Genomic DNA, 26,946 nt, shown 5'->3' on the forward strand with positions numbered 1-26,946 from the left:
AGTATAAATTGAAATCCTACTCCTTAAGTTTTATCGATTTAACTTTTTCGAGTTTTCAGTAATTAAATTGGACCATATAAAAGTAACAAAAAATTAGAGCAACAAGCGGCAGATAATATAGGAACCTAAGCTGTTGTCATGGTAGAAAGGCGAATGCGACGCCTAGAAGAACGCGGGTAGTTTCATCAACGAGATGTTGTGAAACAAGGAATGGCAAAGTTTAAAGCTTTTGCAAAAGCAGAGAAATTACATATTAATGAAATAACCCTCGATCTGCTAGTACGTTTTGAAGCCTATTTAAAAAATGAAAGGGGACGAGCACATAGAACTACGGTGAATTATATGATTGCTATTAGAACTATATACACTATTGCGATAGGAGAGAAGTGGGCAGAACGCAATCATTACCCATTTGGTAGAGGCGGTTATACAATTAAATTTTTGGAGTCTCTAAAAATAGGGCTCACTATGGAAGAAAAATAAATCTGTTTGAATAGAGCTAAAACTAAGAGACACCATCAATTCTTATGCTTTAGATATTGAGAAACTTAAAGCCCAGCCAATTAGTAGCACAATAATTCAAGAATATCTAATCGAACTATTAGATTATATATTTGGATTAACCGACAAGGATACATTAATTTTAAATACCAATTATTCACTTATTCATAATGAAGATATAGAACTTGTCAAATTTTTAAGACAAAAGGGGGAATTGAGAAAATATGTAATTATTGATGAACACATGATTACTTTAAAGCTCTCTGATCTTCAATTAAATTCTCAATTAGCAAAATTTTTAGTAGCAATTTTAAGTTATTCTCATTTCAGTCAGCCACATTTTAATTGTCTTTGTCATCCTGAATTTAGAGAGAAATATGAATTTGATTTATTATCTGAAGGAAGTAAAAAAATAACTAAAAAATTACCAGACCCAGAATACATTAGATGGTTGGTAAAAGGTGAATTATCAAATAGAATATCTGTTGAAGATTTTGAAGTCTTAAAAGAATACACTATTTATTATCCTCACTTATTTTTAAAACAACAGCATCAATCTTCCATTGACTACACTAAATTTCAGTCAATTCACTATCAAATGTTAACTCTTATTATTTACCCTGAAAAATAAGAGAGGAAGTAGAGTACAATATTAAAGTTTTAAACAAATGTTCAAATACTGATTTACAAATACAAAAATATTAAGTAGATTAGAATAGTCCCCCTTATCGAAAAAAAAAGATTATTTTTTCAAAATGTGAAAAGACTTATACTTTGGAGGATAGTCCACACTTCCAGCACATACTCCTTCCTTCGTTCCGCAGGCTACACTCCATCTCTTGTAAGAGCTTTCAGGATCACACATTACTCGTTGTAGCCATTGCGCACCTGTCTATCGGACAGACGCTACATGGCCACAACCAGTATTTTTTGCCTACGCGCAAATAGCGATTTCATGAAACATTTGAAAAGAGCCTATTAATTTAAATACGGACACAATTACCTTTCCCATAAAATTATAAAATTGATACCTAACGGATGGCATAATCAGGTTCATGCTTCACTCTTTTTATACATCCTTAATACGTATAAATTTTAAGTAGACGGCATTGGAAAAGGTAACAGTGAAGGCGCTATAGGAAGTAAGTGAATAAAATTGAAATGAGCCCTAATCTGTATCATTTTGATATAAATAAAACTTGGAGATAACTAGAGAACATACTATTCCACCCCAATTGAAAAGGAAAACGCTCAAGATATAATAAGTATGTGATTTTAAAAGAAAATAGATGTCAAATTATATCAAAATAAACCATCTTTTATGAAATATTAAAATGGTTTAATTAATTGATTGTCAAGTCATTGAAATTATGTAAGTTCAATTTATTACTAAAAAAGTTTAGGGTTAAATGTGCTTAAAATACCGTTCTAGCTTTGAATGAAAAGTAGGAACATCCCGAAAATGTAATGAAGGGATGGAGTAGCAAGAGGGTAACACGCTACGCGATGTTTCTACTCCTAATTTTTATGGAATCCCTTGCTATTGCTAGGATTCACTATTTTTTATTTTCATCAGCCTTCGACTTTTTTACTAAAAAACGAATTTAACCCAATGGAAGCAACATTTAATTTACTAAAAAATGGATAGAGGATACGAAAAAGAACGATTTGTGACCATAAAAATCAAATCCTCGGTAGCACGAAAATTTAAACAGTTTTCTAAACGAATGTCAAAATCACAATCGATGACCTTGCTTTTAATGCTCGATTTTTTTGAAGTGAATGGCATCTCACCATCAGAAGCAATTGGACCGCAAATGGTAACCTTAGAAGCTAAGCTTGCAATGCTTATTAAAAAGCGAATGAATGGCATGATTGCCATACTAAAAGACATAGAAAAAACGCAAACCAAACCTGCAGCAGCCATGCTATACGCTCTTTTTGAACAAGCAGAACAGCCCCAAAAGAAATTAATACTAGAAAAAAAATTCGTAAAGGAGACCAAGCAGGTTCGTTTTCGTGAAAAGAACAGCGATAGCACAAATACATAACCAATGGGAAAAGTAAATTACATCATCCATATGAATGCAGCATTCGAACGTTTCGACAATGATGCTCGAATTAAACAGGGTCATATTACGCTTTATCTTGCATTCTTTCAGAAATGGAATCGAGAATTTTTTAAAGATACGCTGACGATAAATAGCGCACTTATTATGGAGAGTGCTAAGATCAAGTCTAAAACAACCTATCATAACTATCTTAAAGATTTAAATGATTGGGGGTATTTGCACTATTTTCCTTCTTATCACCCTGCAAGAGGTTCCATAGTGAAGATGCCCATATTCGGGACAACTGATGGGACAGGTACGGTCCAAAAATTGGCCAACAGCGTCCCAGAACCAGGCCAAAATATGGTATCTTTTTATAAACATAAAACAAAAGAAAACTTAAATAAACAGGCCACGCCTTTTAATGAATTTGAAGTTTTACTTTTTTTTAAAGAAAACAAATGGAATGCTGATGAAGGAAAAAAATTCTATGCCCATTATCGATCTAGAAATTTGGAGCTGGGTAGAGGACAAAAAATGCAAAACTGGAAAACTGCCGCGCGGCGCTATGTAGAAGAAGGTTTTGTGCCGATACAGGAACGAACCAATCCAATTTCTGGCTTTCTGGATAATTTAAAGTCTGGTAGAAACAAAAATTATGATGAACCACTCTAATTCCCAAAAATTCAGACTCATAACCTGATCAATTGAACTTGTATGCTTTTGGTGGATTTTGACTTTCTCGAATGTTAAAAAATGTTAATGTTTTACCTATGTTGTACCTAGACAAAAAAAAGCAGCTACAAATTAATGTAACTGCCTGATAATCAAGTAGCGAGAGCGGGGCACGATCCCGCGACCTCCGGGTTATGAATCCGACGCTCTAACCAACTGAGCTACCTCGCCATAATTTAAGGCTGCAAATATAAAAACAAAATTAATGTTCACAAACATTAAAGCCATTAAAAACCACATTAAATTATTTTCTATCAATTTGTTTTTAAACTAAACAATTAATTATATATTGAGCGGGCTAACAAAAAACATCTATGGAAGAAAAAATAAAATTTGAATTGGAATTTCCTATCCATTCATCTCCCCAGCTTTTATATCAATATATATCGACACCGTCAGGCCTATCAGAATGGTTTGCTGACAATGTCAACTCACGAGGAGAACTGTTTACCTTTATTTGGAATGACAGTGAGGAAAAGGCAAAGTTACTAAGTAAAAAAAGTGGCGAACGTGTAAAGTTCAGATGGCTCAATGATGATGAAGATGGTCAATCGTATTATTTTGAAATTAGAATACAGGTAGATGAGATCACTAAGGACGTCTCAATTATTGTGACTGATTTTATTGATGAGGATGAAGTGGATGAAGCTAAAATGCTTTGGGAAAATCAAATTTCAGATTTGAAACAGGTTTTAGGATCTGCCTAGGAAGACTCTTTTTTAAATGGTATATTTGTCTCGATTTTTTTAAAACTTCGAGACTTTTTTTATGGTTAATTTTAACGGTACACTTCACGATTCTTCATCTCATTTATTATCAATTGAAAATAGGGGCTACGCTTACGGCGATGCACTTTTTGAAACCTTAAAAGTGGTGCACGGTAAAGTGTTGTTTTGGGAAGATCATTATTTCCGACTTATGGCGTCTATGCGCATTATGCGCATGGAAATTCCGATGAATTTTACGATGGAATTTCTTGAAAGTGAAATTTTAAAAACCATTGAAGCCAATCACCTCTCCAAAGCGACCGTCAGAGTCCGCGTCAATGTACACCGCATTGAAGGTGGAAAATACGGTCCAATCTCCAATGATATTAACTACAATATGGTTGCGGAGCGCATTGAAGCCGATTTTTACACATTGAATGAGGCGCCCTATACGGTTGAACTCTACAAGGATTTTTATGTCGCTCCAGGCTTATTGTCAACTTTAAAACACAACAATAAAAGTATTAATGTGCTTGGGAGTATTTTCGCCAAAGAAAATAAGTTCGATAACTGCTTGCTTTTAAACACCAATAAAACTGTTGTAGAAGCGCTTAACGGGAATTTGTTTTTAGTAAAGAATCGTGCAATCAAAACGCCGCCTTTAACTGAAGGATGTCTTAAAGGAATTATGCGTAAACAACTTATGGAGCTTATAGAAAAGTTGGAAGGCTACACTTTGGAAGAAGCGCCAATTTCGCCATTTGAATTGCAAAAAGCAGACGAACTGTTTATCACAAATGTGATTACCGGCATTCAACCCATTACTAGGTATAGAAAAAAAGATTTTACAACTGAGGTGTCGCAGTTGTTATTGGAAAGACTGAATACGAAGATAAGACTCTCTTAATTGTAACTGGGGTTTTCAGGTGCATTAGACCAAATACTGTAATCGCCACCAAGTTCGAGCATTTTTTCTTTCCAGAAACTGCTGTCCTTTTTCTCAATTATAGATTTTTCGTAGACGTTTTCTGATACAATCCAGGAATTTGTCTCTAGTTCTTCTTCTAATTGAAAAGGTTCCCAGCCCGAGTACCCTAAAAAGAACCGGATATCTGAAGGTTTGATTTTTCCTTGGTTGATTAGGCTAAGCACGGTGTCAAAATCTCCTCCCCAATAAATACCTAATGATATTTCAATACTTTCTGGAATAAGTTCTGGTACTTTATGTATAAAATAGAGATTGTCCTGTTCTACTGGCCCGCCGTTATATACCTTAAACGCAACCAAAGTATCAGGAACCAAATCGCGCAACGTGTATTCCAAGGGTTTATTTAAAATAAATCCAATAGACCCTTCATTGGTATGGTCTGCTAATAATACAACGGAACGATTAAAGGAATTGTCGCCGATTATTGAAGGTTCGGCTATTAATAGATGTCCTTTCTTTGGCTTGATTGTAATCATAAATCATGATTTGGAAATAAATCTAAAACATATTTGTTAAAAAAACAACAGATTTGTTAAAAAATACTAAAAAAAAAGTCTGCCCCAAAAGAGCAGACTTTTCAATATATACGGTAACTTATTAGTTTACAGCACCACTTAAATCAGAACCAGCTTTAAACTTCACAACGTTTTTAGCTTTGATGTTTATAGTTTTTCCAGTTTGTGGATTTCTTCCTTCTCTTGCAGATCTTTTAGAAACTGACCAAGATCCAAATCCTACTAAAGATACTCTATCACCTTTCTTTAAGGAACCTTCGATATCAGTTAATAAAGAATCCAATGCTTTTTTTGCTGCTGCTTTGGTAATTCCAGCGTTTTCAGCCATTCCATTGATTAAATCTGTTTTGTTCATAAAATTAAATTTTAATTATTAATTAATAGTTGGGTTAAACATTTTGTTAAATCCTTCTACAAATTTATACGGATTATTCATTCACGCAAGTAATAGCAAGGGAAATCCAAAATAATGTTAATAACTTCGACCATTTGTTAATAAAGTGGACGGGCATTAAGGTTTTTTTCGTAATATCAGTGTTCACAAGGGTTTAGAGCATTTTGTCTCCTTCAGAAAAACGATAACCGTTCAAAAGCGACTTTATGTCCATTTTTTTCTTCCCAGGTAACTGCATTTCCATAATCTTGAGATAACCGTCTTTGACTGAAACTTTTAACTCAGTTTTGGTTGCTATGAGCGTTCCAATAGCCTCTGATGGTGCAGCGTGTTCTTTTTCAACACCAAATAATTTTACACTCACAATGCCAGCATCTGTTTTAAGCTCACTCCAGGCTGCAGGAAATGGGTTTAAGCCTCTTATCTTATTGTAAATAGCATCTAAACTGTTAGTCCAATCAATTTTACAATTGTCCTTATTCAGCTTGTAAGCCGTTTTAGGCTGCTCTATCTTGGGTTGTATTGTGGTGGTTATGGTTCCGTTTTCAATATGTGTTAAGGTGTCTATCACCAATTGGCTGCCAATATCCTTTAGCCTATCATGAAGTGTACCAACGGTCTCATCGTCTTTAATAGCCACATCCTTTTGCAGAATAATGGCTCCGGTATCAATCTTTTCGTCAATAAAGAAGGTGGTAACACCAGTTTTTGATTCACCATTGATAATGGCCCAATGTATAGGGGCAGCACCTCGATAATCAGGAAGTAGGGAGGCATGTAAATTAAAAGTGCCGTATTCCGGCATTCGCCATACCACCTCAGGGAGCATTCTAAAAGCAACGACAATGTGTACATTGGCATTTAAGGACTTCAGTTCTGCCAAAAACTGTTCATCTTTTAAATTGGTAGGTTGTAATACTTTGAGATCTTGTGATAAGGCATATTTTTTAACATCCGACTGGTGCAACTTTTGTCCGCGTCCCGCAGGTTTGTCAGGGGCGGTTATAACACCAACTATCGTGTAATTGTGTGCTACCAATAATTTTAAGGTACCCACAGCAAATTCTGGGGTGCCCATAAATACAATTCTTAGGGGGTTCTTTGTCATGAGTGTTTAATTTTATACGAATTGTTTGTAGTAATTTCAAGGATGTTATTGGAGAGCATTAATTTTAAAGTGTTTAATATGTCCTTTTCAGAATAGTCCAATTGCTCAACCAATGCCCTTGAGGTGAGTGGTTGTGTTTCTAAAAGCAAAATAATGGCATAGGAAATGTTCTTAGGCTTTTCAGGTTTGGCTTGCTTTGCTTTGCCCAGGCATACGGTACAAATGCCACACGGCGTACTTTTTAGCTCCCCAAAATAATCTAAAAGCTGCATGCTCTTACAGATCTCATCATCCGTAATATAGTTTATTACAGCATCTATCTGACTTTCTTTAAGGTCTTGTTGTTGCTCTATAATATTAGCAATTCTATTTATTGTTTTATCATCCTCTCGTGGTTGTAAAAAGGTCAATTCAGAGTCTGTATTGGTATGGTGAAAATCGACCACCCCATCTTTCTCCAATTGCTGAAGCACATGGATGATTTTATCTTCTTGTACTTGAGATTTTTCAGATATTAACGCAAGATTGATTTTCATGTTCTGATCAAAAATCCCACCATAGGTTCTCAAAATAGCTTTTATGATGGGCTCAAATACTTTATGTGTATTTAAATAACCGAATAACGCTTGACTGCTAATTAAAAATTGCAGCTTAGTTTGATAGTTAAACTGTTGGGCCAAACTGATAATACTGTTTCTGTCTAGAATTTGAACGGCATTATAAGCCGTACTTGTTGGAAAACCATAGGTTTTGCAAAAGACATTAAAGTTAAACTGATGTTGGGTCAAAAAACCTTCACCGTAAGAAATTTGAAAGTAATTACAGAGTTTACGGTATACTGTTTTAATAAAGTCTACTGAAGGCAGCGCGCTTAAGTACTGATGTTTTAACTGTTGCTCATCAGTTGAATTTTTTAAAATTACTGCGAAGGCTTTCTCATTATTTCGTCCTGCTCGGCCTGCCTCTTGATAATAACTTTCCAAACTTTCTGGTAAATTAACATGAATGACGGTTTGGACATCAGGTTTATCAATGCCCATGCCAAATGCCGTGGTGGCTACCATAACCGTTTTTTGATTATTGCTCCACTGCTCTAAATGCTCATTCTTTTCTTTGGCGCTGATGCCACCGTGATAATAGGTAGCCGACATGCCTTTCGATTCCAAATATGTATGCAACTCCAATGTGGCACGTCGGGTTCTGGCGTAGATAATGGATGGTCCAGGATATTTGCTTAAAATTTGTCCAATTTTATAATGTTTGTCCTGTGTATCCAAAACCATATAGGCAATATTGGGTCTTTTAAATGAGGCTTGAAAAACTTTTGGCGCCATATAATCCAATTCAGTCATAATTTCCTGTACCACATTAGGTTTTGCAGTAGCTGTCAGTGCAATCACGTTTACGGAGGGATGCAATTGGCGCAGCACCGCTATATTTTTATAAGCTGGGCGAAAATCATTGCCCCATTGGCTGATACAGTGTGCTTCATCTACTGCAATCAAATTGACAGGCATTTGCTGAATTCGATCTTGAACCAAAGTCTGTTGTAGTCTTTCTGGAGAGAGGTATAAAAATTTATAATTGCCGTAAATACAATTATCCAATAGGGTGTCCAATGTTTTATAGGGGATACCGCTTGTAATTGCCATCGCTTTAATGCCTTTGGCTTTCAATTGGTCCACCTGATCTTTCATTAAGGCAATTAATGGCGATACTACAATACATATCCCATCTTTAATTAAAGCGGGAACCTGAAAACAAATAGATTTTCCGCCACCAGTTGGTAGTAATACAAAGGTGTCTTCATTATTTAAAACAGCATTGATAATCTCCTCTTGCAATGGCCTGAAGGATGTATGATTCCAATAGCGTTCTAGAATAGTGATTGGATGTGCCATCACTATAAATTTAAGGAATCTATAATGAAATCTGCACGTTTTGCAACAGTATCAAAAGGAATGTCAATTAAAGTGTAATTAAAGCGGTTATAGGTTTTTAAAAGGTGTTGATGGATAAGCTCTGACTGCTCAAAAGTTTCATAGCGCACACTGTCACTTTTAAAAATTTCTTTCCATGGTGCCAAAATAAATACAGCATCATAAGTGTTGTTTTGTGAGATCTGTATAAAATCTTCGGGGTACGCACTGCCAAAATAGTCCATATAGGCCAACACATCAGGAAGGCCTCTATCTAAAAAAACGGTACTATTTTTATAGTTATTTGCTTCAACAAATTGTTTGGCTCTGCCTTCTAACAGCATTTGACTGAAGAGTAAGGGTTGGGTCAAAAAGAGCTGATCTACCCCGCTTTTTCTAGCCTCAAGGGTTACTTGTCTCGATATTTCATCAAAACAAATGTGTCCCCTTTTCTTTAATTCGTCTATAATTGAAGACTTTCCAGTTCCTGGGCCACCCGTAATAACAATCTTTTTAGTGTTCAATTTGGCAAGGTTTTGGCAACAAAAATCGTAATTTTAATAGGAATTAAAAAATGTAAAGTAAAATGTATCTTTGCAGCTGAATCAGAATCAATATGAGCACAGATAAATCACAAGAAGAATTTTATAGTAAATTAAGGACGCAACTTTATGAAACTTCAAGTTGGCCCTCAGAATATCTTTATAAATTTATAGTCAAAACGGATGCCCAAAAAATAGAAAAAATAGAATCTATATTTAACAATATGGGTGCCGTTATTAAAACCATCCCTTCAAAAAATGGAAATTATACCAGTGTTTCCATTAATGTACAGCTACCAACTCCTGAAGTGGTCATTGAGAAGTACAAGGAAGTGACAGATAAGGTGGAAGGCGTTATTACTTTGTAAATCATACAAAACGTTATAAAATTGTAAACCAACCTAATTGGACTAAGCACAAAATCTTGGCTCGTTTGTGCTTTAAAGCTACGCGCCATGGGGTCAGTATACAGCTCTTTACATAAATATCAGGTCAGGATCAGGGCAAGTTAATTTACCTATTCAAGAAACTTTTAAACCACAATTAATATTTCTTTATTTTTTTTCGTATTTTGCAGACTTGCACAACGTACTCCGCTGCAAAGCAATTAACACTACACCATTTATATTTTGATAGACAATTTAGAATACAATACTGAGCGTGAGCATTTGATCATTCCTGAATACGGAAGACATCTACAAAAAATGATCAATTACGCCAAAGAACGTCCTACCATTGAAGAACGTAATGAGGTGGCCAAAGCCATCATTTCTGTAATGGGCAATTTACAACCTCATTTAAGAGACGTGCCCGATTTTCAACACAAATTATGGGATCAGCTGTTTATTATGGCCGATTTTGATTTGGATGTTAATTCACCCTATCCCCAACCTTCAAAAGAGGAATTGCAAGCTCATCCAGACCCTTTAGAATATCCGCAGAATTTCCCAAAATACCGATTCTATGGAAACAACATCAAAACTATGATTGACGTTGCGAATACCTGGGAAGAAGGTGATTTAAAGGAAGCTCTGATTTATACCATTGCCAACCACATGAAAAAATGTTTCCTAAACTGGAACAAAGACACTGTGGAAGATGATGTGATATTTAATCATTTGTACGAATTGTCTGGGGGTAAAATCAATTTAAAGGTAGAAAATGAAGATTTATCTGATGCTTCTACATTAATGCGAAACAAGAAGAAGTACACCAATACCAGTAACAAAAAAACACACAGTAAAAAAAGCAATACCAACCGCAACAGAAAACGCTACTAACCATACATGGCAACATTTATAATTGAAGGAGGTCATCAATTAAAAGGAAGTATCCAACCTCAAGGTGCAAAAAATGAAGCATTACAAATCTTATGTGCTGTTTTATTAACACCAGAAACTGTCACTATACATAATATTCCAGACATCATAGATGTCAATAAACTCATTTCGCTGTTAGAAAAATTAGGTGTCAAAATCGAGAAGATTGGTTCTGGCTCTTATACGTTTAAGGCTGATGAAGTCAATATGAAATATCTCGAATCGGCCGAATTTAAGGAAGACGGTAAAGGATTGCGAGGTTCCATCATGATTGTTGGTCCGCTTTTAGCGCGTTTTGGAAAAGGGTATATCCCAAAGCCTGGAGGTGATAAGATTGGGCGACGAAGATTGGACACCCACTTTGAAGGCTTTATCAATTTAGGAGCAAAATTCCGTTACAACCGTGAAGAGCATTTTTATGGCGTAGAAGCTGACCGATTGAAAGGCGCATATATGCTGTTGGATGAAGCATCAGTAACAGGGACGGCCAATATTGTAATGGCTGCCGTTTTGGCAGAAGGCACAACTACTATTTATAATGCCGCCTGTGAGCCTTATTTGCAGCAATTATGTAAAATGCTCAACAGGATGGGCGCTAAGATCAGTGGTGTAGGCTCAAACATGCTTATTATTGAAGGTGTGGATAACTTAAAAGGTACTGATCATAAAATGCTTCCAGACATGATTGAAATTGGAAGTTGGATAGGATTGGCTGCCATGACCAAAAGTGAACTGACCATTAAAAACGTGAGTTGGGATGATTTGGGACAAATTCCGGATGTGTTCAGAAAATTAGGAATTACCGTTGAACGTAAAGGGGAAGATATTTACATCCCTGCGCATAAAGATGGTTATGAAATACAGAGTTATATTGACGGCTCAATATTAACGGTTGCTGATGCGCCTTGGCCTGGGTTTACGCCAGACTTGTTAAGTATTGTATTGGTTATTGCTACACAGGCTAGAGGTTCTGTGTTAGTGCACCAAAAAATGTTTGAGAGCCGATTGTTCTTCGTGGATAAGTTAATTGATATGGGGGCAAAAATTATACTTTGCGATCCGCATCGTGCCACCGTGATTGGACATGATTTTAAATCGAGTTTAAAAGCCACTACCATGACCTCGCCAGATATTAGAGCTGGGGTTTCCTTGTTAATTGCCGCTTTGTCTGCAAAAGGAACATCTACCATTCATAATATTGAACAAATTGATCGTGGCTATGAGCGTATTGATGAGCGCTTAAGAGCCATCGGTGCAAAGATTACTAGGGTGAGTTAATTGATCAAACCATAATCATACTATAAAAAAAACACCTCAAAGTATTGGGGTGTTTTTCGTTTTCTTAGGTACGGTGGGTGTAAAGTTAATTCGATTACGCACCGTAATTGTCTTAATTTAAAGCACGCTTATAAGTTGCTAAACAGCGTTCGCGCGCTTCTTTATGGTCTACCATTTTATCAGGATACGTCAATTCCTGAAATTCTGGGACCCATTTACTAATGTATTTTAAATCTTTGTCAAACTTTTCAATTTGTGTTGTCGGATTAAAAATTCTGAAATAAGGTGCGGCATCCACACCGCTACCCGCAACCCATTGCCAATTGCCAACATTGCTCGATAGTTCATAATCGTGCAGTTTTTCTGCAAAATAGGCTTCACCCCAACGCCAATCAATGAGTAAGTGCTTGCACAAAAAGCTGCCCACTAGCATACGCACACGGTTGTGCATAAAACCTGTGGCATTTAATTGCCGCATCCCAGCATCTACTAACGGATAGCCCGTAGTGCCATTGCACCATTTTTTAAATTCAGCTTCATTATTGCGCCATTCAATCCGGTCATATTTGGGTTTAAAACTTTCCTCAACGGTATGAGGGAAATGCCATATTATTTGCATAAAAAATTCACGCCAAATCAGTTCTTGCCAAAAGATTTCATTGTGTTCTGCAATGGCTTTTTTCATCATCTTACGCACGCTCACCGTCCCAAAGCGTAAGTGTGGTCCTAAACGGGAGGTGCCATCTTTAGCGGGAAAATTCCTTGTTTTTTCGTACGTTTGAATAAGTGTGGGTGTCACATCGTAGGGTTTGATCTCTTGAGAAGATTTTTTAAAACTCATATCAGATAAAGTCAAATTAGGTAGACGTGTGTTTTTAACTAAATTGTCAAGATAGGAATTGGTATAAAAAATCTCCAAATCAATGGTTTTGAACTTTTCCTTCCATACTTTCATATAAGGCGTATACACCACATACGGATCACCATCTTTCTTTACAACCTCATTTTTTTCAAAAATGACCTGATCTTTAAAGGTTTTAAATACAATGGAATGCGTGTTGAACAATTCCGCTAGTTCGGCATCCCGTTTGGTGGCGTAAGGCTCATAATCGTGATTGGTAAACACGGCAGAAATTTCATAGTCTTCAAGGAGCTGTTTATAAACCTCTAGAGGCTTCCCGTGAAACATGGCCAAACAACTCCCGTGGTCATTTTGAAGCGTATCGCGCATACGTTGTACAGTATCGTAAATAAACGTAACCCGTGCATCATCTTCAGGAAGTTCATCCAAAATATCAGTATCAAAAATAAAAATAGGCAAAACAGGTTGTTCCGATCTTAAGGCTTCATAGAATCCGACATTATCATCCAATCGTAAATCACGACGGAACCAGAAAATGGTCAAGGGAGTTTGCATATTAATGGTGTTTTCTCATGTTATAGACTCCAAACAATTCCTCTAATTTTTGTGTCCGATAATTAAAAATCTCTTCCAATTTTGGTTTCACCAGTAGAGGATGCACCAACTGTCCTAAACTACCGAAAGGAAGCTTATAGTCGATTATATCTTCCATTTCTACGCCTCCATCTATAGCTTTAATAAAGTGTTTGTGGTGCCACAGGTCATAAGGTCCAAAACGTTGTTCATCTACAAAATATTGATTGGTAACACTATGGGTAATTTCCGTTACCCATTTGGTTTTGATACCTAATATGGGTGTTACAATATACTGAATAATTTGGCCTGCAAACATAGGTCGGTCAGCACCAGAAAGAATATCAAAGCCCATATAATCTGGAGTAATGGTTTTTAGATTCTTCGGATTTGATAAAAATTCCCATGCTGTTTCAATACTTATAGGAAGTTTTTGAGTTTTATGAAGAGTGTATATTTTCATAGCAATGTTGATGTCCTTTAATTATTGATAAGGATGTATAGGTTGAGTGAGGTGGCTACAAAAATCCAAATGACGTAGGGGAGGATAAGGATGTTTTTAATTTTCATCACCTTAAAATAGGTGACTAAAAAAACGGTAATGATAAACGTCAGTGCGGTTATGATGATAAAACCTATAAAGAGCTGATATTGATTGAAAAAAACAAAATTCCAAGCCACATTTAATACCACTTGCAGTGCAAATAAGGTGATGACTTTTTTAGTGGGCTGCTTTAAGTAGAGGAGTGCCATATATAAGGAAAAACACAACATAATAAGCGTCCAGGCGGCACCAAACATCCAATTGGGTGGTGTCCACGGGGCTTGATTTAGTGAAGTGTACCATTGGCTGGTGGCACCGTCTCCCATCAAGAAAACGCCTAGGCCTAACGCACTGAAATTGATGACAAGAAAAAGAAGAAAGAACTTTAATGATTTCATCAGTAGGCCTTACTTTAAATGCTTCGTGATTTTGGTGCTGGAGGGCTTCGTCAAGGAGTAAAAGTAATCAATCAACCGCCCTTCCTGATCAATCAAATACTTCTGGAAATTCCATTTCACTGAGGCGTTTTTGACGCCATTTTTTTCTTTGCTAGTCAGATATTGGTATAGTGGATGCTGCTGTTTGCCTTTCACGTCAACTTTTTCAGTCATCAAAAATGAGACCCCATAATTCAGATCACAAAAGGCGTTGATGTCTTTTGCATCACCCGGTTCTTGACCACCAAACTGATTGCAAGGCACGCCAATAATTACCAATTGATCCTTAAATTGCTCATATAAAGCTTGCAAATCTTTGTATTGCGGTGTAAAGCCACATTTGGAAGCCAAGTTTACAATAAGTATATACTTGCCTTTATAAGCACCTAAATTAATGGGCAAGCCCTGCAAACTATTAATTTGAATATCGTAAAATGAGGTCAAAGTGAGTTAGGTTTTAAGAAATTAATATAATACGACATAAGCTATAATGGCAATGATCGGAAGCTGTTATCGTTGCAACCTCAGTACAATAACTAAAAAGTGGTGAGTTTGCCTGACTACTTATAGCAGCTGCCTCCTCACCACCTTGATAATTTATTGCGTCCAATAGATGTTTTGTTGACGCTAAGGCGCAGGATATGTCACGAAAATCTCCATAGAAAAACTGTCAATCTAACAGGTCTATGCTACTAAAGGTTTTCCGTTTAAGCGTTTTTCAACTTTGCGTTTTATAGCGGTCAAACGCTTCATGATGTCCATGATCTGTTCATCCTTCTTGCGTTTATAAATTTCATTTAAGCCTAAAATTAATGTTTTAGCTTGTCTAGAAATTTCGATACGATCACTAGTGGATAGTGACTTCAATTTTCGTTGTTCAAATTCAAGTGCTTCATTAATAATGTCCATAATCTTAATCTTTTAAATAATTTTGCAATTCGGCAATTTTTTGCGGTGTGCCAAATTTTCCACCGTAATGTGACGTTACTGTTGCAGACGCTTCATCTTTAATGCCTCTTGAGGAGACACATAAGTGTTTTGCATCAATAATAACAGCAACATCTTCAGTACCTAAAATATGCTTTAGTTCTTCTGCAATCTGATTGGTCAAACGTTCCTGTACTTGCGGACGTTGTGCGTAATACTGCACAATACGATTCAATTTTGAGAGCCCAATCACTTTTCCCGAAGAAATGTAAGCCACGTGTGCTTTTCCAAAAATGGGTACAAAATGATGTTCACAATTGGAATAAAGTGTAATATTTTTTTCAACCAACATCTGATTGTATTGATATGAATTCTCAAACAAAGTAATTTTTGGTTTGTTGGCTGGATTTAAACCTGAAAAGATTTCATCTATATACATTTTGGCAACGCGCTGTGGCGTGCCTTTTAACGAGTCATCACTTAAATCCAATCCCATCACATCCATAATTTCCTCAAAAAGTAACGCAATGCGTTGCTTCTTTACTTCATCAGAATGTTTAAAAGCATCAGGTTTTAATGGGGTTTCCAATCCTGTATAGAGATGGTCATCACCAATGGTTTCTAGGCTAAATCCATTTAAAGGATTGATCGGGGAAACTGTTAATTCTTCTTTGATACTCATGTATTGTCTTTTTTTAGTGCTGTCCTTTAATATTTTTGGCAAGGCAAAGCAACATTGGGATGCTAGATGGAACCATAATTATTAACCCTCCTTATCCACTTTATTAATAGTATAACTTTATGGAAGTACGTCGTATTGCGAGTGATACTTCACTTTTGCGTCCAATAGCTTGTCAAAAAAAGCTTTATTTTCTTTAAAGGTTGTATTTTGTTTAAAATGAATAAATTTACCTTGTGCATGTATGCTACTGCCATTGGTTTTGTAAATGACCAATTGGTAATAGGGGATGACCCAAGTAAAGTTTTTTAAGCCTTTATTTATCCGAATTAATACGCCATTGGGACGCAATTCCAAATTAGCGTAATTTACATCATCAACCTTATTTAAATACTGCTGCATGTTTGGGCTTACAGCCTCAACAATCATTCGTTTAGATCCGACACCGCCCATTTTTATAGCGTTTACCAATCCAAAAGATTTACCAACTAAATCATCAATGAGTTTGTTGTGGTCTTTATTGGTGTGCGTCGTATCCAAAATCATTTGACTAATATAGTAGATTTAAATCATTGTTTAAGTTTAGATGTAAAACATTAAACAATTTTTAACATTTAAAATGATATTGGTTCTGGTGCTGGATCTTAGTAGGCAATTGACCTCATTACTTACATTTAGCAATACGAATTATAGCGACCTATTTTTAAGAAAATTTGAGATGATATTCGCCAAGTAATGCAATGCGATACGCTGTATGTGAATCAATTTAAAAAAAAGGAGCATTAGGTGTTGATTACATGGGTGTTATCTACTTCTACCAATTTATTGATCATGCCTCTAAAAATAAAGCCGTGAAATGGCAATACACTATACCAATACAAGCGTCCAGCCAATCCTCGTGGTCTAAATGTTGCGGTTTGTTTAAGTAATCCGTCTTCAATTTTGAATTCTAGCCAAGCTTCGCCCGGAAGTTTCATTTCAGCATATAATAGGAGTTTACGTTCCTCTCGATCACTAAAAATAACGCGCCAAAAGTCTAAGGCATCTCCAGCATCTAATTTGGACAAATGGGTTCTGCCTCGGCGCAATCCAATGCCGCCAAATAATTTGTCTAAATGGCCCCTAATTTTCCATAAATAGGTGCCATAGTACCAACCTGTTGAGCCACCAATAGACCAAATTCGATTTACCGTGCGCTCCATATCCACAATTTTACGTTCCTTATAATCTGTAAAGCAGCCGTAGGTTGGAACGTTGATGTATTTATGGAGACTGTTTTGAAGGCGACCACTGCTTACCATAGAATCTTTCCAACTGGACACAATGCTGTTTTGCTCAATCTTTTCAAAAGCCAATTCAACTGCTTCGCGATAAGTTATGGGCTGTACATCTAGAATGTGGTTGATATCACTTTTTTTGCCAATTATTTCAATCCCCATACTATCCACCAATGATGTGGCGAGTTTATAGGAGGTTGATGTGACAAAATAGAGCCAATAAGAGGACAGTTTTGGAGTCATTAGAGGCACTGTGAGGATGTGTCGTTTGAGTTTTCTAATCTCAGCAAATTTTAATAACATCTCCTTATAGGTCATCACTTCAGGACCAAAAATATCGAAGGATTTATTGTACAATTCTTCCCGTCCTTTTGCTTTTGACAAAAAAGCCAATACATCTCTAACCGCTAAAGGCTGCGTTTTGGTATTCAGCCACTTTGGCGCAATCATCACCGGTAATTTTTCGACCAGATCCCTTATAATTTCAAATGACGAGCTGCCAGACCCTACAATAATGCCTGCCTTAAAAATGGTCAGTGCATAATGTTGAGAAGACAATAAATCTTCAACATTTTTACGTGACTGTAAATGTTTTGATAGATTTTTATCATTGGTAATGCCACTCAAATAAATGACTTGTTTTACTTGTGTGGTAGAAAAATAGGCTTCAAAGTTTTCAGCACAGGTGGCTTCCAATTTTTCAAAATCCTTTGACGTATTGGACATGGAATGAATGAGGTAATACGCCACATCGATGTCTTTTGGGATGTTTTGAAGCGTTGCTGGTTTTAAAAAATCGGCTTCAACAATGGTGATGTTGGCATCTTCCCGATAAGTTTTATCCACGCGCATTTTATCACGGACTGCACACACCACTTCATGGCCTTCATTAATTAATATAGGAATGATGCGCTTGCCAATATAGCCTGTAGACCCAGTAACGAGTATTTTCATATAAAATTTTTATGATGTTGGTTAAGACCTTGGGATGCTAGTAAGCCCGAAACGTGCTATTTAAAGGTAGTAAAATTATTAATAACAATGTTTTTTGCTTTTAAATCGAACATTAAATTATAAAGTCCAAAAAAAGTTCGGTTCATATAAATAAAATGTTTTGAACCTCTATTGCCGTTCATTTTTCTGAGCTCAGTATTTTTAGAATAGCGTTGGCCAAGTTCTGTTATCTTACCAAAGAACTCGCCATCTGAAAAGTCGAAGGTCTCGGCATGAAACGGTTGGGTGAATAAACTCATTAGTTGGTGGAACATTTCAGTAAAAAATGCTACCTCTTCTTCAGAATCATCGTCTCTCAGAATCTCCAACTGATAGAGTTTCTCCACAAAAAATGCTTTGTTGGATATCAGTTCTGGTTTTGCCAATTCAAAGTACGGCGTGTAAAAATCGTCCGGAATCGTTTTCATGCATCCAAAATCTAGAGCCACCAATTGCTTATCGTCAGACACCAAAAAATTGCCTGGATGAGGATCTGCATGAACTTTTTTGAGTACATGAATTTGGTACATATAAAAGTCCCATAGTGCCTGACCTAATGTATTGGCAATTTCCTGATTGTGATTGTGTGAGGTAAATTCAGAAAGATGCTCACCTTTCATATAATCCATGGTGAGGATGCGTTCTGACGACAATTCCTCGTAATATTCAGGGAATTGTAAATTTGGAATGTGCGCACAGGCTTCAGCAATTTCTTTGCTCTGTTGCAGTTCCAAAATGTAATTGGTTTCCTCAATGAGCTTTCCTTCAACTTCCTTAAAATATTTGTCAGAATCTTTCCCTTTAATATTAAACATTTTCATGGCAATAGGTTTTACAAGGGCCAGATCTGACGAAATACTTTGTGCAACTCCGGGATATTGGATTTTCACAGCAAGTTTCTTCCCATTTTTTTCTGCACTATGTACCTGACCAATACTTGCAGCGTTTACAGAAGTTGTGTTGAAGGAGTCAAAAAGCTCATTAGGTAATTTGCCAAAGTAGGTTTTAAACGTTTTTAAAACCAAGGCTGGCGATAATGGCGGCACTGAAAATTGGGCCAAAGAAAATTTTTCTACATAAGCTTGTGGCATGATGCTTTTCTCCATACTCAACATTTGCGCAACTTTTAAGGCGCTCCCTTTAAGTTGTTTTAAGCTGTCATAAATATCTTCTGCGTTGGTTTCATTAAGTTTGGAGCGCGCTTCACGTTCGGTCTTTGTCAGTTTATCACCGTAATATTTAAGATAATTGACACCTACCTTAGCACCTGTAGAAACTAATTTAGACGCACGCTGAATTTTCGATACTGGAATCTTATTTATGGTTTTCATTTAGGCATAGGTATTTTTTCCTTGAAGAGAAACTTTCCAAGGTCAATTACGCTTTTTAAGGGCGTTATATTAAGAACATCAAAACTGGTGTTGACTGATTTCTCGATGAAAATGTCCGTTTTTTCAAAAGAAGGCGAACTATCGTCCATCCAAAATTTAAGGGTCACCAACAATTGAACCCATGCGGACTCCTGTAGTGCCCGACGCTGTAATTTATTAATGCGTTCTTCTTTAATATCTAAAGTTTCTATCTCCAACTCATTGATATAGTGTGCAAAACTCTGTTTAAGTTCAGAAAGTAAGGCGAGTCCTTTTAATTTGTTTTTGTGTTGATTTAGCACAAAGAGCACATAGCTTCTATTGGCAGTCAAATTTTCAAAAAAGGTAAAGTAGAAACTTAACAGTTTATTGCGGGCGTCAAATAATTGATACTCCTCACTTTGATCCAATACCATTACAGTGTTGTCAAAAAAAGCTTTGAAAACCTGTTTTTCAATCGCCTCAAAGGAACCAAAATGTTCGTAAAATTTCGATTCTTCAAAGTTGTTCTTTTTTGTAAATGCATAAACAGAATTAGGTTGTGTGCCGTGTTCTAAAACATAATCCATATAATAGGAGATAATCTTTTGTTCGGAAATTTTGTTCTTTTTTGCCATGATTATAAATTATATGTAAAGATACAGAATGTTTAACTTTTTATTGTTTAAGTTAAACAAAGTTTAACAGCTATTTGTGATTTGCCAAGGGTTATCTAATGTGATGACTTGTAGGCATGTAACTCTTAATGCTTATTTTATTTAAGATTTCATTAACAATTGAGGGGTTAAAAAGCTGTAATTTTACGTAATAGTTAAAATAACCATCTAAAAAATAGATTATTATGAAAAAAATTATGCTTTGTCTTGCTGTTATTGGACTGACTTTTTCAGTTCATGCTCAAATTGATACACCACAACCTAGTGCCTTTTCTACCATAGAACAAAAGGTGGGTTTGACTGATGTAACTTTAGAATATTCGCGTCCTAATATGCGAGGCCGTACCATATTTGGAGATCTTATACCTTATGGTCAAGTATGGCGTTTGGGGGCTAATCAGAATACGAAGATTACCTTTAGTACAGATGTAACAGTAGCTGGTAAAACCCTAAAGGCAGGATCTTATGCATTATACGCAACGCCTAATGAGAAATCTTGGGATGTAATGTTTTACACAGATGCCAACAATTGGGGAAACCCTGCAAAATGGGACGATTCTAAAGTTGCTGCTAAAGTGACGGCAGAAGCTTATTCGTTACCAATGGACATTGAGACCTTTACCATGTCGTTTGACGATTTGTCTAGCAGTGGTGCTACTCTTGGTATGATGTGGGCTAATGTTTATGTGGGTGTCAAATTTGAAGTGCCTACAGATAAGATAGTTTCTGCCTCAATAGAAAGGGTAATGAACGGTCCTAATGCAAATGATTATTATGCTGCCGCGGTTTATTATTTACAGGAAGGCAAGGATATCAAAAAAGCTAAGGAATGGATTGATAAAGCGATGGCTTTGAGTCCAAAACCAATGTTTTACCAATTGAGACAACAATCCTTAATTTATGCTAAGGCAGGCGACAAAAAAGGGGCTATTGAAATTGCTAAGAAATCATTGGCGGCATCAGAAGCTGCGGGTAATGCTGACTATGTTAAAATGAACAAGGATTCCTTGAAAGAATGGGGGGCCATGTAAACGCACAACTATTCTAATTAATCATTAATAAATGAGCCTCACAGACTTTTGTGAGGCTTATCTATTTTATAAACTTGATCTGTTGGTTTATGAGCGCTAGTCGTATCGTAAGTTGAGTAGATGCCTAACATCATCTAAAAGAAACATTAAGGTTTTACTGAAATTGTGGGTCATTAACGGACTTTCAAGTTGGTTGTTGCGCAACAATTCATTAAAATGTTCAATTTCATAATTGTAACCAATCGTTTTATAATCAAAATCGTGTGTCGTGGACTTCCCATTATGGATGATGGTGACGGTAGATGGCTGATGAAATCTGGTATTGATTTTAATGATGCCGTGTTCACAATAGAAAATTGCTTCGGTTGGCGTTTCTTCTAAAAGTGTACTTTTTAAAAAAGCCTTTACGCCATTATTATAGTTGAAAATAACATCACATGTAGCATCTGCACCATTGTCAAAAAATGTGGCCTTGGCTTCAATATCCACAGGTTGTCCTAGGGTAGATAAAGCAGCGAAAATAGGGTAGATGCCAATATCTAAAAGGCTGCCGCCACCGAGTGATTTTTTAAACACCCGTGATTCCATATCTATAGTAGGTTGAAAACCAAAATCAGCTTCTAATTTGTGGATCGCACCATATTTATCTGATTTTAATTCATTTAAAACAAACTGGTAGTGCGGCAAGAAATACGTCCATAGCGCCTCCATGAAGAGCACGTTATTTGCTTTGGCAGCGGCAATCATAGCTTCCACATCTGGGAGATTCAAGGCTAACGGTTTCTCACACAACACCGCTTTATTATGGGTCATACACATAATGGCATGTGCCTTATGATAACTGTGCGGCGTGGCAATGTAAATGGCGTCAACATTAGGGTCAGCCGCCAACGTCTCGTAAGAATCGTAGGCTTTTGTAGCGTTGTATTGCTTCGCAAAAGATGTTGCTTTTTCCTGATGTCTGGAGGCCACAGCATACAGTTGACAATTGTTGATTGTCTGAATATCTTTTGCAAATTTATTGGCAATCTTACCAAGACCAATAATTCCCCAACGTATATTTTTAGGCGCGTTCATGTCTTAATGTATTGAAAGTTTGAATTATAAAGGCAATCCCAATAACTAAAGCGCATCCGAATAAATTAAGCCATAAATACGGCATCCAGTCATACCACCAGCCCATGATTACAATAGTTTGGGTTAAAAGGGCGGCTATAAATACCGCATTGCCTTTAACGTATTTAAAAAAGAATGCTAATAAGAAAATGCCAAGCACATTGCCATAAAAAATGGACCCGATAATATTGACCAACTGAATTAAATTATCCGCCAAATAGGCAACGGAAGCGATAATAATAGCTAAAATACCCCATGCGAGGGTAAACCACTTGGACGCCTTTAGGTAATGCTGTGGACTTTCATCTTGTGCAAAGCTACGTTTGTATAGATCCATAGTTGTGGTTGAAGACAAGGCATTAAGCTCACTTGCGGTGCTAGACATGGCCGCGCTTAAAATGACTGCCAACAACAAACCTATAAGTCCGCGCGGGAGATTGTTTAAGATAAAATGAATAAATACATAATCTTTGTCATTAGATTCTACAGAGAGTACACGTTCTGTATTGGCTTTCTTGATCAATTCTTTTGCTGCATTTCTATTGGCTCTATCTTCATCATTAAAACCTGCTATTTTAGTGGCAAGAGTTTCATTCTTGGTCTCAGCATATTGAAGCATTACCTCTTTTTTATTTTCAAAAATCGCATGCTGCTCACTTTGCAATTCGCTGTATGCATCGGCATATGATGAATTCATCACCGTTTCTGTGGCAGCTGGATTAAAATTGATGGGCGAGGTGTTAAATTGGTAAAACACAAAAACCATCACCCCAACTAAGAGAATAAAAAACTGCATGGGTACTTTAAGTAGACCGTTGAATATTAATCCCATTTGCATTTCCTTGACCGATTTACCAGAAAGATAACGTTGTACCTGACTTTGATCTGTCCCAAAATAGGAGAGCGCTAAAAAGGTACCCCCAATAATACCACTCCAAAACGTGTAACGGTTATTGAAATCAAATGAAAAATCAAGAATGTCCATTTTCCCGCTCGCACCAGCAATCTCTAAGGCTTTTGTAAAGGTAATATTGTTTGGCAGGTAGCTTACAATCAGAAAAAACGCAATAAACATACCGGTGAAAATAACTGCCATTTGTTGTTTTTGTGTGATACTTACCGCTTTAGTACCGCCAGAGACTGTATAAATTATGACCAAAACTCCTATAAAAATGATCAGTAAATTGAGGTTCCATCCCAATACCGCCGAAAGAATAATGGCTGGTGCATATATGGTAATACCCGCTGCCAAGCCACGTTGGATTAAAAATAAAATGGCGGTAAGACTTCTGGTTTTTAAATCAAATCGATTTTCAAGAAATTCATAAGCGGTGTACACTTTGAGTCGGTAGTACAATGGAATAAACACCAAACAGATGATGATCATGGCTATGGGCAAACCGAAATAAAATTGCACAAAGCCCATCCCGTCATGAAATGCTTGCCCTGGTGTTGATAAAAATGTTATGGCACTGGCCTGGGTTGCCATAACACTCAGCCCTATAGTCCACCATTTGGCCTCATTCCCACCTTTTAAATAATCTTGTACATTTTTGCTGCCGCGTGTTTTCCAAGTGCCATAAATAACAATAGCTAACAATGTTCCAATAAGGACAATCCAATCTAATAGCTGCATGTTAGAAGGATTTCATGATAAAATAAAACAGGACAATATAAATGGCATTAGCCACTAAGACTAAGGTGTACGATTTTTTCCAGCGTTCTTTTGGTGGTTGTGGCCTCATAAGTTGTTTATTGTTTTAATGGTTGGTTGGCAATTATTTTTTCTTTTCCTATGGAAAGCATATTTGCAAATAGTCTAAAAGAACCTGCAACACCCTCTGGGAATTCCCTAAAAAAGCTCAATCCCGTATAAATATAATGTCCTTTTCCATATCTTGCCACTAACAAACTACCTTCTTTGGGGGTTTCTCCTTTATCATGCATGGACAATAGTGGCGTAAACTCTTTAGACCATTGATCCGGAAAATAAAGTCCACGTTCTTGGGTCCAACCTTCAAAATCCTTTTGGGTAATTTTGTTAGGTGAATTGAGCAATTCATGCTCTGGATTTAAAAATTTAACGTCTGAATTCTCATCCGTTACACGGTCTCTAGACAAAGTTAATGGATAAGGTGCCAAGTCTTCTGTCACCAAACCGCGACTCGTATTATATTGCACAATTAGATTGCCACCTTGTTTTACAAATTCAAACAATTGATCTTGCTTAAATTTTAGTATGTCTAGAGTATTGTAAGCCCTGATACCCACCACTATGGCATCAAACCTTTTTAGCTTATCTACAGTAATATCTTCTGGTTTGATAAGGACAACATTATACCCAATTTGTCTTAAACTCTCAGGTACGACATCTCCGGCACCTTCTATATAGCCTATGTTTTCGCCCTTCTTTACAATGTCCAAGCGCACAACCTTACTTTCGCTTGGTTCTAAAACCAGTTGATATGGAATATGGTCATAATCTATAGCAGTCAGGTGTTTTGTAAATACCTCATTGCCAATATGTACCATCGGACTTAGTAAACCTTCACTTTGATTTTTAGGCGGAATAACGCTAAAGACTAAGGTACTTTCTTCTCCTTTACGTGAAAGAGTAATCTTTTGTTTTTCTGGATACACATTCCAACCTTTTGGATGTGCCAATTGCACAAAGCCTTCCAAATGGTCACGATGGGCCTTAACGATTACTTGAATGTCCTTTTGTTGATCATCCGCGAAAATGATGACAGGTTCAGTAATAGATGCAGAAACTTTGGGGACGATTTCAAATGGTTTGTAAACCTCACCTTTTACGGGGTCGTTAGTTTTATAAATGACAGGCCTGGCAAAGGGAATAATCTGGCCATTAATTGTCACATTAAATGTGGCTATGATATTTCGAGGCGTTTCAGGTAAACCGATGCGTTGTTGATCTTTAACATTATACATGCCCAAACTGCCTTTGGTGTCTAGCCAATATGGGGTTGAATAGGAGGTTTTAGCAGGAATGGACATCTCAGTTGTAAAACGAAGTGACGCGTTGTTTTTTAACTCTGTCAGTTTTTGAATGGTGGTTCCATTTGTCAAATCAACCGACTTGAGTGTTATGTGTTGTGGGCTTCGATTAATGGCTTCCAAACTTAGATCTACAACACTATTGGGTGTTGCAGTATTGGAGGCGGCGGCGGCTTCAAGATATAAGCCCGCACAACCGGCGATAACTTCTTTAATGGCTTCAGATTTCACAATTTTCCAATGCTGGTCTTCCAAAGTTTGAATTAACTTGTAGGCTTCAACCAATTTTGGAATGGACGCTGATGGGTTATTAAAATCATATTGTTCCTGTACACTTTTTAGGATTTGGCCCACAGCTTTACCGCCCTTTACACGATTCCAACTGGTGTCTATACCCTCAAATATGTTGGTATGGTCTGTAGTACTGTCGCCTTTTATCAATTCTAAATATTCAGTCTCACTGCCGCGAGTACCTGTATTTCCAAAACCTTGAGATTGGTGGGCACTTCTGCTCAATGCTGCAATTTCAGAATTGGATAAACCAAGTGCAGGGTAGAAGTTACCCACTTCCAATTCATAAAAATTTGTTTTATCGGCAGCATCAAATTTTTCTTGGCTGCCATAAAACCACCACGACGGATTGAAAAACTCGCGTTTTGTTTGCCAGACCTTTACATGTTTAAGTTGTTCAGGATATTTTGTAGGATCTGCAGCTGCATCAAAAGCTTCAAAACTAAGCATTGCAGAACTGGTATGATGACCGTGGGTAGAGCCTGGACTGCGATGATCAAAACGGTTAATGATGACATCTGGTTGAAATTTACGAATTGCCCAAACCACATCACTCAACACCTCGTCCTTGTTCCAAATAGCCAAGGTTTCATCGGGATGTTTAGAATATCCAAAATCATTAGCTCTAGTAAAAAACTGCTCTCCACCATCAATTTTACGCGCAGCAACCAACTCTTGGGTTCTGATAACGCCCAACAATTCTCTAAGTTCTGGACCAATCAGATTTTGTCCACCATCACCTCGGGTTAATGATAAATAAGCTGTTCGTGCCTTAACAGCATTAGACATGTGCGAGATGAGTCGCGTATTTTCATCATCAGGATGTGCCGCTATATACAAGACAGAGCCAAGAAAATTAAGTTTTTCTATGGCTTCATATAATTCTGAACTTGTTGGTTTTTTTGGCTGTTGGGCTTGCACTGTAAAACAGTACAAGAAGGTGATTAATGACAATAATAAAGGTCTGAACATTTGTTGTGCATTTGCATGAACTTCAAATATAAAAAAGAAGCACCGCATATTTAATGTTTAGATTTTTTTTAACTAGAAATTGTGCTGAGAGGCTTGAATAAGAATTGAAGTGAAGAAAAAGCTATGGTTAAAGGACATAAGATAAA

Annotated in this window: 28 protein-coding genes and 1 tRNA gene; 10 read left to right on the forward strand and 19 right to left on the reverse strand. The window is 36.8% G+C overall.

Going from position 1 to position 26,946, the window contains the following annotated elements; translation table 11 throughout:
- The first annotated feature begins 198 nt into the window (after positions 1 to 198).
- The 4 genes from BXY82_RS09025 to BXY82_RS09040 all read left to right on the forward strand — a co-directional run bounded on the left by BXY82_RS09025 (position 199) and on the right by BXY82_RS09040 (position 3,227).
- A complete protein-coding gene (locus BXY82_RS09025) occupies positions 199 to 483 on the forward strand; it encodes a phage integrase SAM-like domain-containing protein (protein ID WP_133757871.1) in 285 nt (94 codons plus the stop codon).
- 262 nt (positions 484 to 745) lie between these two features.
- On the forward strand, positions 746 to 1,132 hold the full coding sequence (locus tag BXY82_RS09030) for a hypothetical protein (RefSeq protein WP_133757872.1): 387 nt from the start codon (positions 746 to 748) through the stop codon (positions 1,130 to 1,132).
- A 1,009-nt stretch (positions 1,133 to 2,141) separates the two neighbouring features.
- Positions 2,142 to 2,552, forward strand: a complete 411-nt coding sequence (locus BXY82_RS09035) for a BfmA/BtgA family mobilization protein (RefSeq protein ID WP_208293691.1) — start codon at positions 2,142 to 2,144, stop codon at positions 2,550 to 2,552.
- A 3-nt stretch (positions 2,553 to 2,555) separates the two neighbouring features.
- The gene (locus tag BXY82_RS09040; RefSeq protein ID WP_133757873.1) at positions 2,556 to 3,227 is read left to right on the forward strand and encodes a hypothetical protein; all 672 of its coding nucleotides are present in this window, start codon (positions 2,556 to 2,558) and stop codon (positions 3,225 to 3,227) included.
- Between the two features lie 157 nt (positions 3,228 to 3,384).
- Here the strand turns inward: BXY82_RS09040 and BXY82_RS09045 are convergent.
- Positions 3,385 to 3,458 (reverse strand) — tRNA-Met (locus BXY82_RS09045).
- A gap of 143 nt (positions 3,459 to 3,601) precedes the next feature.
- On the opposite strand from BXY82_RS09045, the gene BXY82_RS09050 reads away from it, so the two are divergent.
- Together BXY82_RS09050 and BXY82_RS09055 are read left to right on the forward strand one after the other, a co-directional pair.
- The gene (locus BXY82_RS09050; protein WP_133757874.1) at positions 3,602 to 3,994 is read left to right on the forward strand and encodes an START-like domain-containing protein; all 393 of its coding nucleotides are present in this window, start codon (positions 3,602 to 3,604) and stop codon (positions 3,992 to 3,994) included.
- Positions 3,995 to 4,055: 61 nt separating this feature from the next.
- Complete coding sequence (locus tag BXY82_RS09055) at positions 4,056 to 4,901, forward strand: aminotransferase class IV (protein WP_133757875.1); 846 nt, start codon at positions 4,056 to 4,058, stop codon at positions 4,899 to 4,901.
- Here BXY82_RS09055 and BXY82_RS09060 read toward each other — a convergent pair.
- From BXY82_RS09060 to BXY82_RS09080, 5 genes are all read right to left on the reverse strand, one after another.
- Positions 4,898 to 5,458, reverse strand: a complete 561-nt coding sequence (locus BXY82_RS09060; RefSeq protein WP_133757876.1) for a YqgE/AlgH family protein — start codon at positions 5,456 to 5,458, stop codon at positions 4,898 to 4,900. The two genes, BXY82_RS09055 and BXY82_RS09060, sit on opposite strands and share 4 nt — an antisense overlap.
- 121 nt (positions 5,459 to 5,579) lie before the next feature.
- Positions 5,580 to 5,852: an HU family DNA-binding protein gene (locus BXY82_RS09065; RefSeq protein ID WP_133757877.1), complete on the reverse strand. Its 273-nt coding sequence runs from the start codon at positions 5,850 to 5,852 to the stop codon at positions 5,580 to 5,582.
- Positions 5,853 to 6,045: 193 nt separating this feature from the next.
- Positions 6,046 to 6,999, reverse strand: a complete 954-nt coding sequence (gene fmt / locus BXY82_RS09070) for a methionyl-tRNA formyltransferase (protein WP_133757878.1) — start codon at positions 6,997 to 6,999, stop codon at positions 6,046 to 6,048.
- Positions 6,996 to 8,900, reverse strand: coding sequence for a RecQ family ATP-dependent DNA helicase (locus BXY82_RS09075; protein ID WP_133757879.1), 1,905 nt, complete (start codon positions 8,898 to 8,900; stop codon positions 6,996 to 6,998). Before BXY82_RS09075 ends, fmt begins: the two co-directional genes overlap by 4 nt.
- A 2-nt stretch (positions 8,901 to 8,902) precedes the next feature.
- The gene (locus BXY82_RS09080) at positions 8,903 to 9,442 is read right to left on the reverse strand and encodes an AAA family ATPase (RefSeq protein ID WP_133757880.1); all 540 of its coding nucleotides are present in this window, start codon (positions 9,440 to 9,442) and stop codon (positions 8,903 to 8,905) included.
- Positions 9,443 to 9,534: 92 nt separating this feature from the next.
- Between BXY82_RS09080 and BXY82_RS09085 the strand changes: the two genes are divergently transcribed.
- The 3 genes from BXY82_RS09085 to murA all read left to right on the forward strand — a co-directional run bounded on the left by BXY82_RS09085 (position 9,535) and on the right by murA (position 12,057).
- The gene (locus tag BXY82_RS09085) at positions 9,535 to 9,828 is read left to right on the forward strand and encodes a DUF493 family protein (protein ID WP_133757881.1); all 294 of its coding nucleotides are present in this window, start codon (positions 9,535 to 9,537) and stop codon (positions 9,826 to 9,828) included.
- A 261-nt stretch (positions 9,829 to 10,089) separates the two neighbouring features.
- Positions 10,090 to 10,740 (forward strand): DUF4290 domain-containing protein, encoded by a 651-nt coding sequence (locus BXY82_RS09090; RefSeq protein WP_133757882.1) that lies wholly within the window; start codon positions 10,090 to 10,092, stop codon positions 10,738 to 10,740.
- 6 nt (positions 10,741 to 10,746) lie between these two features.
- On the forward strand, positions 10,747 to 12,057 hold the full coding sequence (gene murA / locus BXY82_RS09095; protein WP_133757883.1) for a UDP-N-acetylglucosamine 1-carboxyvinyltransferase: 1,311 nt from the start codon (positions 10,747 to 10,749) through the stop codon (positions 12,055 to 12,057).
- Positions 12,058 to 12,169: 112 nt separating this feature from the next.
- On the opposite strand, the gene BXY82_RS09100 is transcribed toward murA, so the two are convergent.
- The 10 genes from BXY82_RS09100 to BXY82_RS09145 all read right to left on the reverse strand — a co-directional run bounded on the left by BXY82_RS09100 (position 12,170) and on the right by BXY82_RS09145 (position 20,336).
- Positions 12,170 to 13,474, reverse strand: coding sequence for a cryptochrome/photolyase family protein (locus BXY82_RS09100; RefSeq protein WP_133757884.1), 1,305 nt, complete (start codon positions 13,472 to 13,474; stop codon positions 12,170 to 12,172).
- A gap of 1 nt (position 13,475) precedes the next feature.
- Positions 13,476 to 13,955, reverse strand: a complete 480-nt coding sequence (locus tag BXY82_RS09105) for an SRPBCC family protein (protein ID WP_133757885.1) — start codon at positions 13,953 to 13,955, stop codon at positions 13,476 to 13,478.
- Positions 13,956 to 13,972: 17 nt separating this feature from the next.
- Entirely contained in the window at positions 13,973 to 14,434 is a 462-nt protein-coding gene (locus BXY82_RS09110) for a TspO/MBR family protein (protein WP_133757886.1), read from the reverse strand.
- Between the two features lie 9 nt (positions 14,435 to 14,443).
- On the reverse strand, positions 14,444 to 14,917 hold the full coding sequence (locus tag BXY82_RS09115) for a glutathione peroxidase (protein WP_133757887.1): 474 nt from the start codon (positions 14,915 to 14,917) through the stop codon (positions 14,444 to 14,446).
- Positions 14,918 to 15,157: 240 nt separating this feature from the next.
- On the reverse strand, positions 15,158 to 15,382 hold the full coding sequence (locus BXY82_RS09120) for a hypothetical protein (RefSeq protein ID WP_133757888.1): 225 nt from the start codon (positions 15,380 to 15,382) through the stop codon (positions 15,158 to 15,160).
- A 4-nt stretch (positions 15,383 to 15,386) separates the two neighbouring features.
- The gene (gene folE, locus BXY82_RS09125; protein WP_133757889.1) at positions 15,387 to 16,082 is read right to left on the reverse strand and encodes a GTP cyclohydrolase I FolE; all 696 of its coding nucleotides are present in this window, start codon (positions 16,080 to 16,082) and stop codon (positions 15,387 to 15,389) included.
- A 117-nt stretch (positions 16,083 to 16,199) separates the two neighbouring features.
- Positions 16,200 to 16,625, reverse strand: coding sequence for a hypothetical protein (locus BXY82_RS09130; RefSeq protein ID WP_133757890.1), 426 nt, complete (start codon positions 16,623 to 16,625; stop codon positions 16,200 to 16,202).
- Positions 16,626 to 16,861: 236 nt separating this feature from the next.
- Positions 16,862 to 18,310, reverse strand: coding sequence for an SDR family oxidoreductase (locus tag BXY82_RS09135; RefSeq protein ID WP_133757891.1), 1,449 nt, complete (start codon positions 18,308 to 18,310; stop codon positions 16,862 to 16,864).
- 56 nt (positions 18,311 to 18,366) lie between these two features.
- The gene (locus BXY82_RS09140; RefSeq protein ID WP_133757892.1) at positions 18,367 to 19,680 is read right to left on the reverse strand and encodes an ABC1 kinase family protein; all 1,314 of its coding nucleotides are present in this window, start codon (positions 19,678 to 19,680) and stop codon (positions 18,367 to 18,369) included.
- Entirely contained in the window at positions 19,677 to 20,336 is a 660-nt protein-coding gene (locus BXY82_RS09145) for a TetR family transcriptional regulator C-terminal domain-containing protein (RefSeq protein WP_133757893.1), read from the reverse strand. The genes BXY82_RS09140 and BXY82_RS09145 overlap by 4 nt, the downstream gene beginning before the upstream one ends.
- A gap of 224 nt (positions 20,337 to 20,560) precedes the next feature.
- On the opposite strand from BXY82_RS09145, the gene BXY82_RS09150 reads away from it, so the two are divergent.
- Positions 20,561 to 21,406: a DUF2911 domain-containing protein gene (locus BXY82_RS09150; protein WP_133757894.1), complete on the forward strand. Its 846-nt coding sequence runs from the start codon at positions 20,561 to 20,563 to the stop codon at positions 21,404 to 21,406.
- Between the two features lie 96 nt (positions 21,407 to 21,502).
- On the opposite strand, the gene BXY82_RS09155 is transcribed toward BXY82_RS09150, so the two are convergent.
- The 3 genes from BXY82_RS09155 to BXY82_RS09165 all read right to left on the reverse strand — a co-directional run bounded on the left by BXY82_RS09155 (position 21,503) and on the right by BXY82_RS09165 (position 26,848).
- Positions 21,503 to 22,483 (reverse strand): Gfo/Idh/MocA family protein, encoded by a 981-nt coding sequence (locus tag BXY82_RS09155; protein ID WP_133757895.1) that lies wholly within the window; start codon positions 22,481 to 22,483, stop codon positions 21,503 to 21,505.
- Positions 22,470 to 24,158, reverse strand: coding sequence for a sodium:solute symporter (locus BXY82_RS09160; protein ID WP_133757896.1), 1,689 nt, complete (start codon positions 24,156 to 24,158; stop codon positions 22,470 to 22,472). The genes BXY82_RS09155 and BXY82_RS09160 overlap by 14 nt, the downstream gene beginning before the upstream one ends.
- Before the next feature lie 116 nt (positions 24,159 to 24,274).
- Positions 24,275 to 26,848, reverse strand: coding sequence for a PIG-L family deacetylase (locus BXY82_RS09165; RefSeq protein ID WP_394345931.1), 2,574 nt, complete (start codon positions 26,846 to 26,848; stop codon positions 24,275 to 24,277).
- Positions 26,849 to 26,946: the final 98 nt, after the last annotated feature.

The sequence above is a fragment of the Gelidibacter sediminis genome (assembly GCF_004364975.1).
GTDB lineage: Bacteria > Bacteroidota > Bacteroidia > Flavobacteriales > Flavobacteriaceae > Gelidibacter > Gelidibacter sediminis.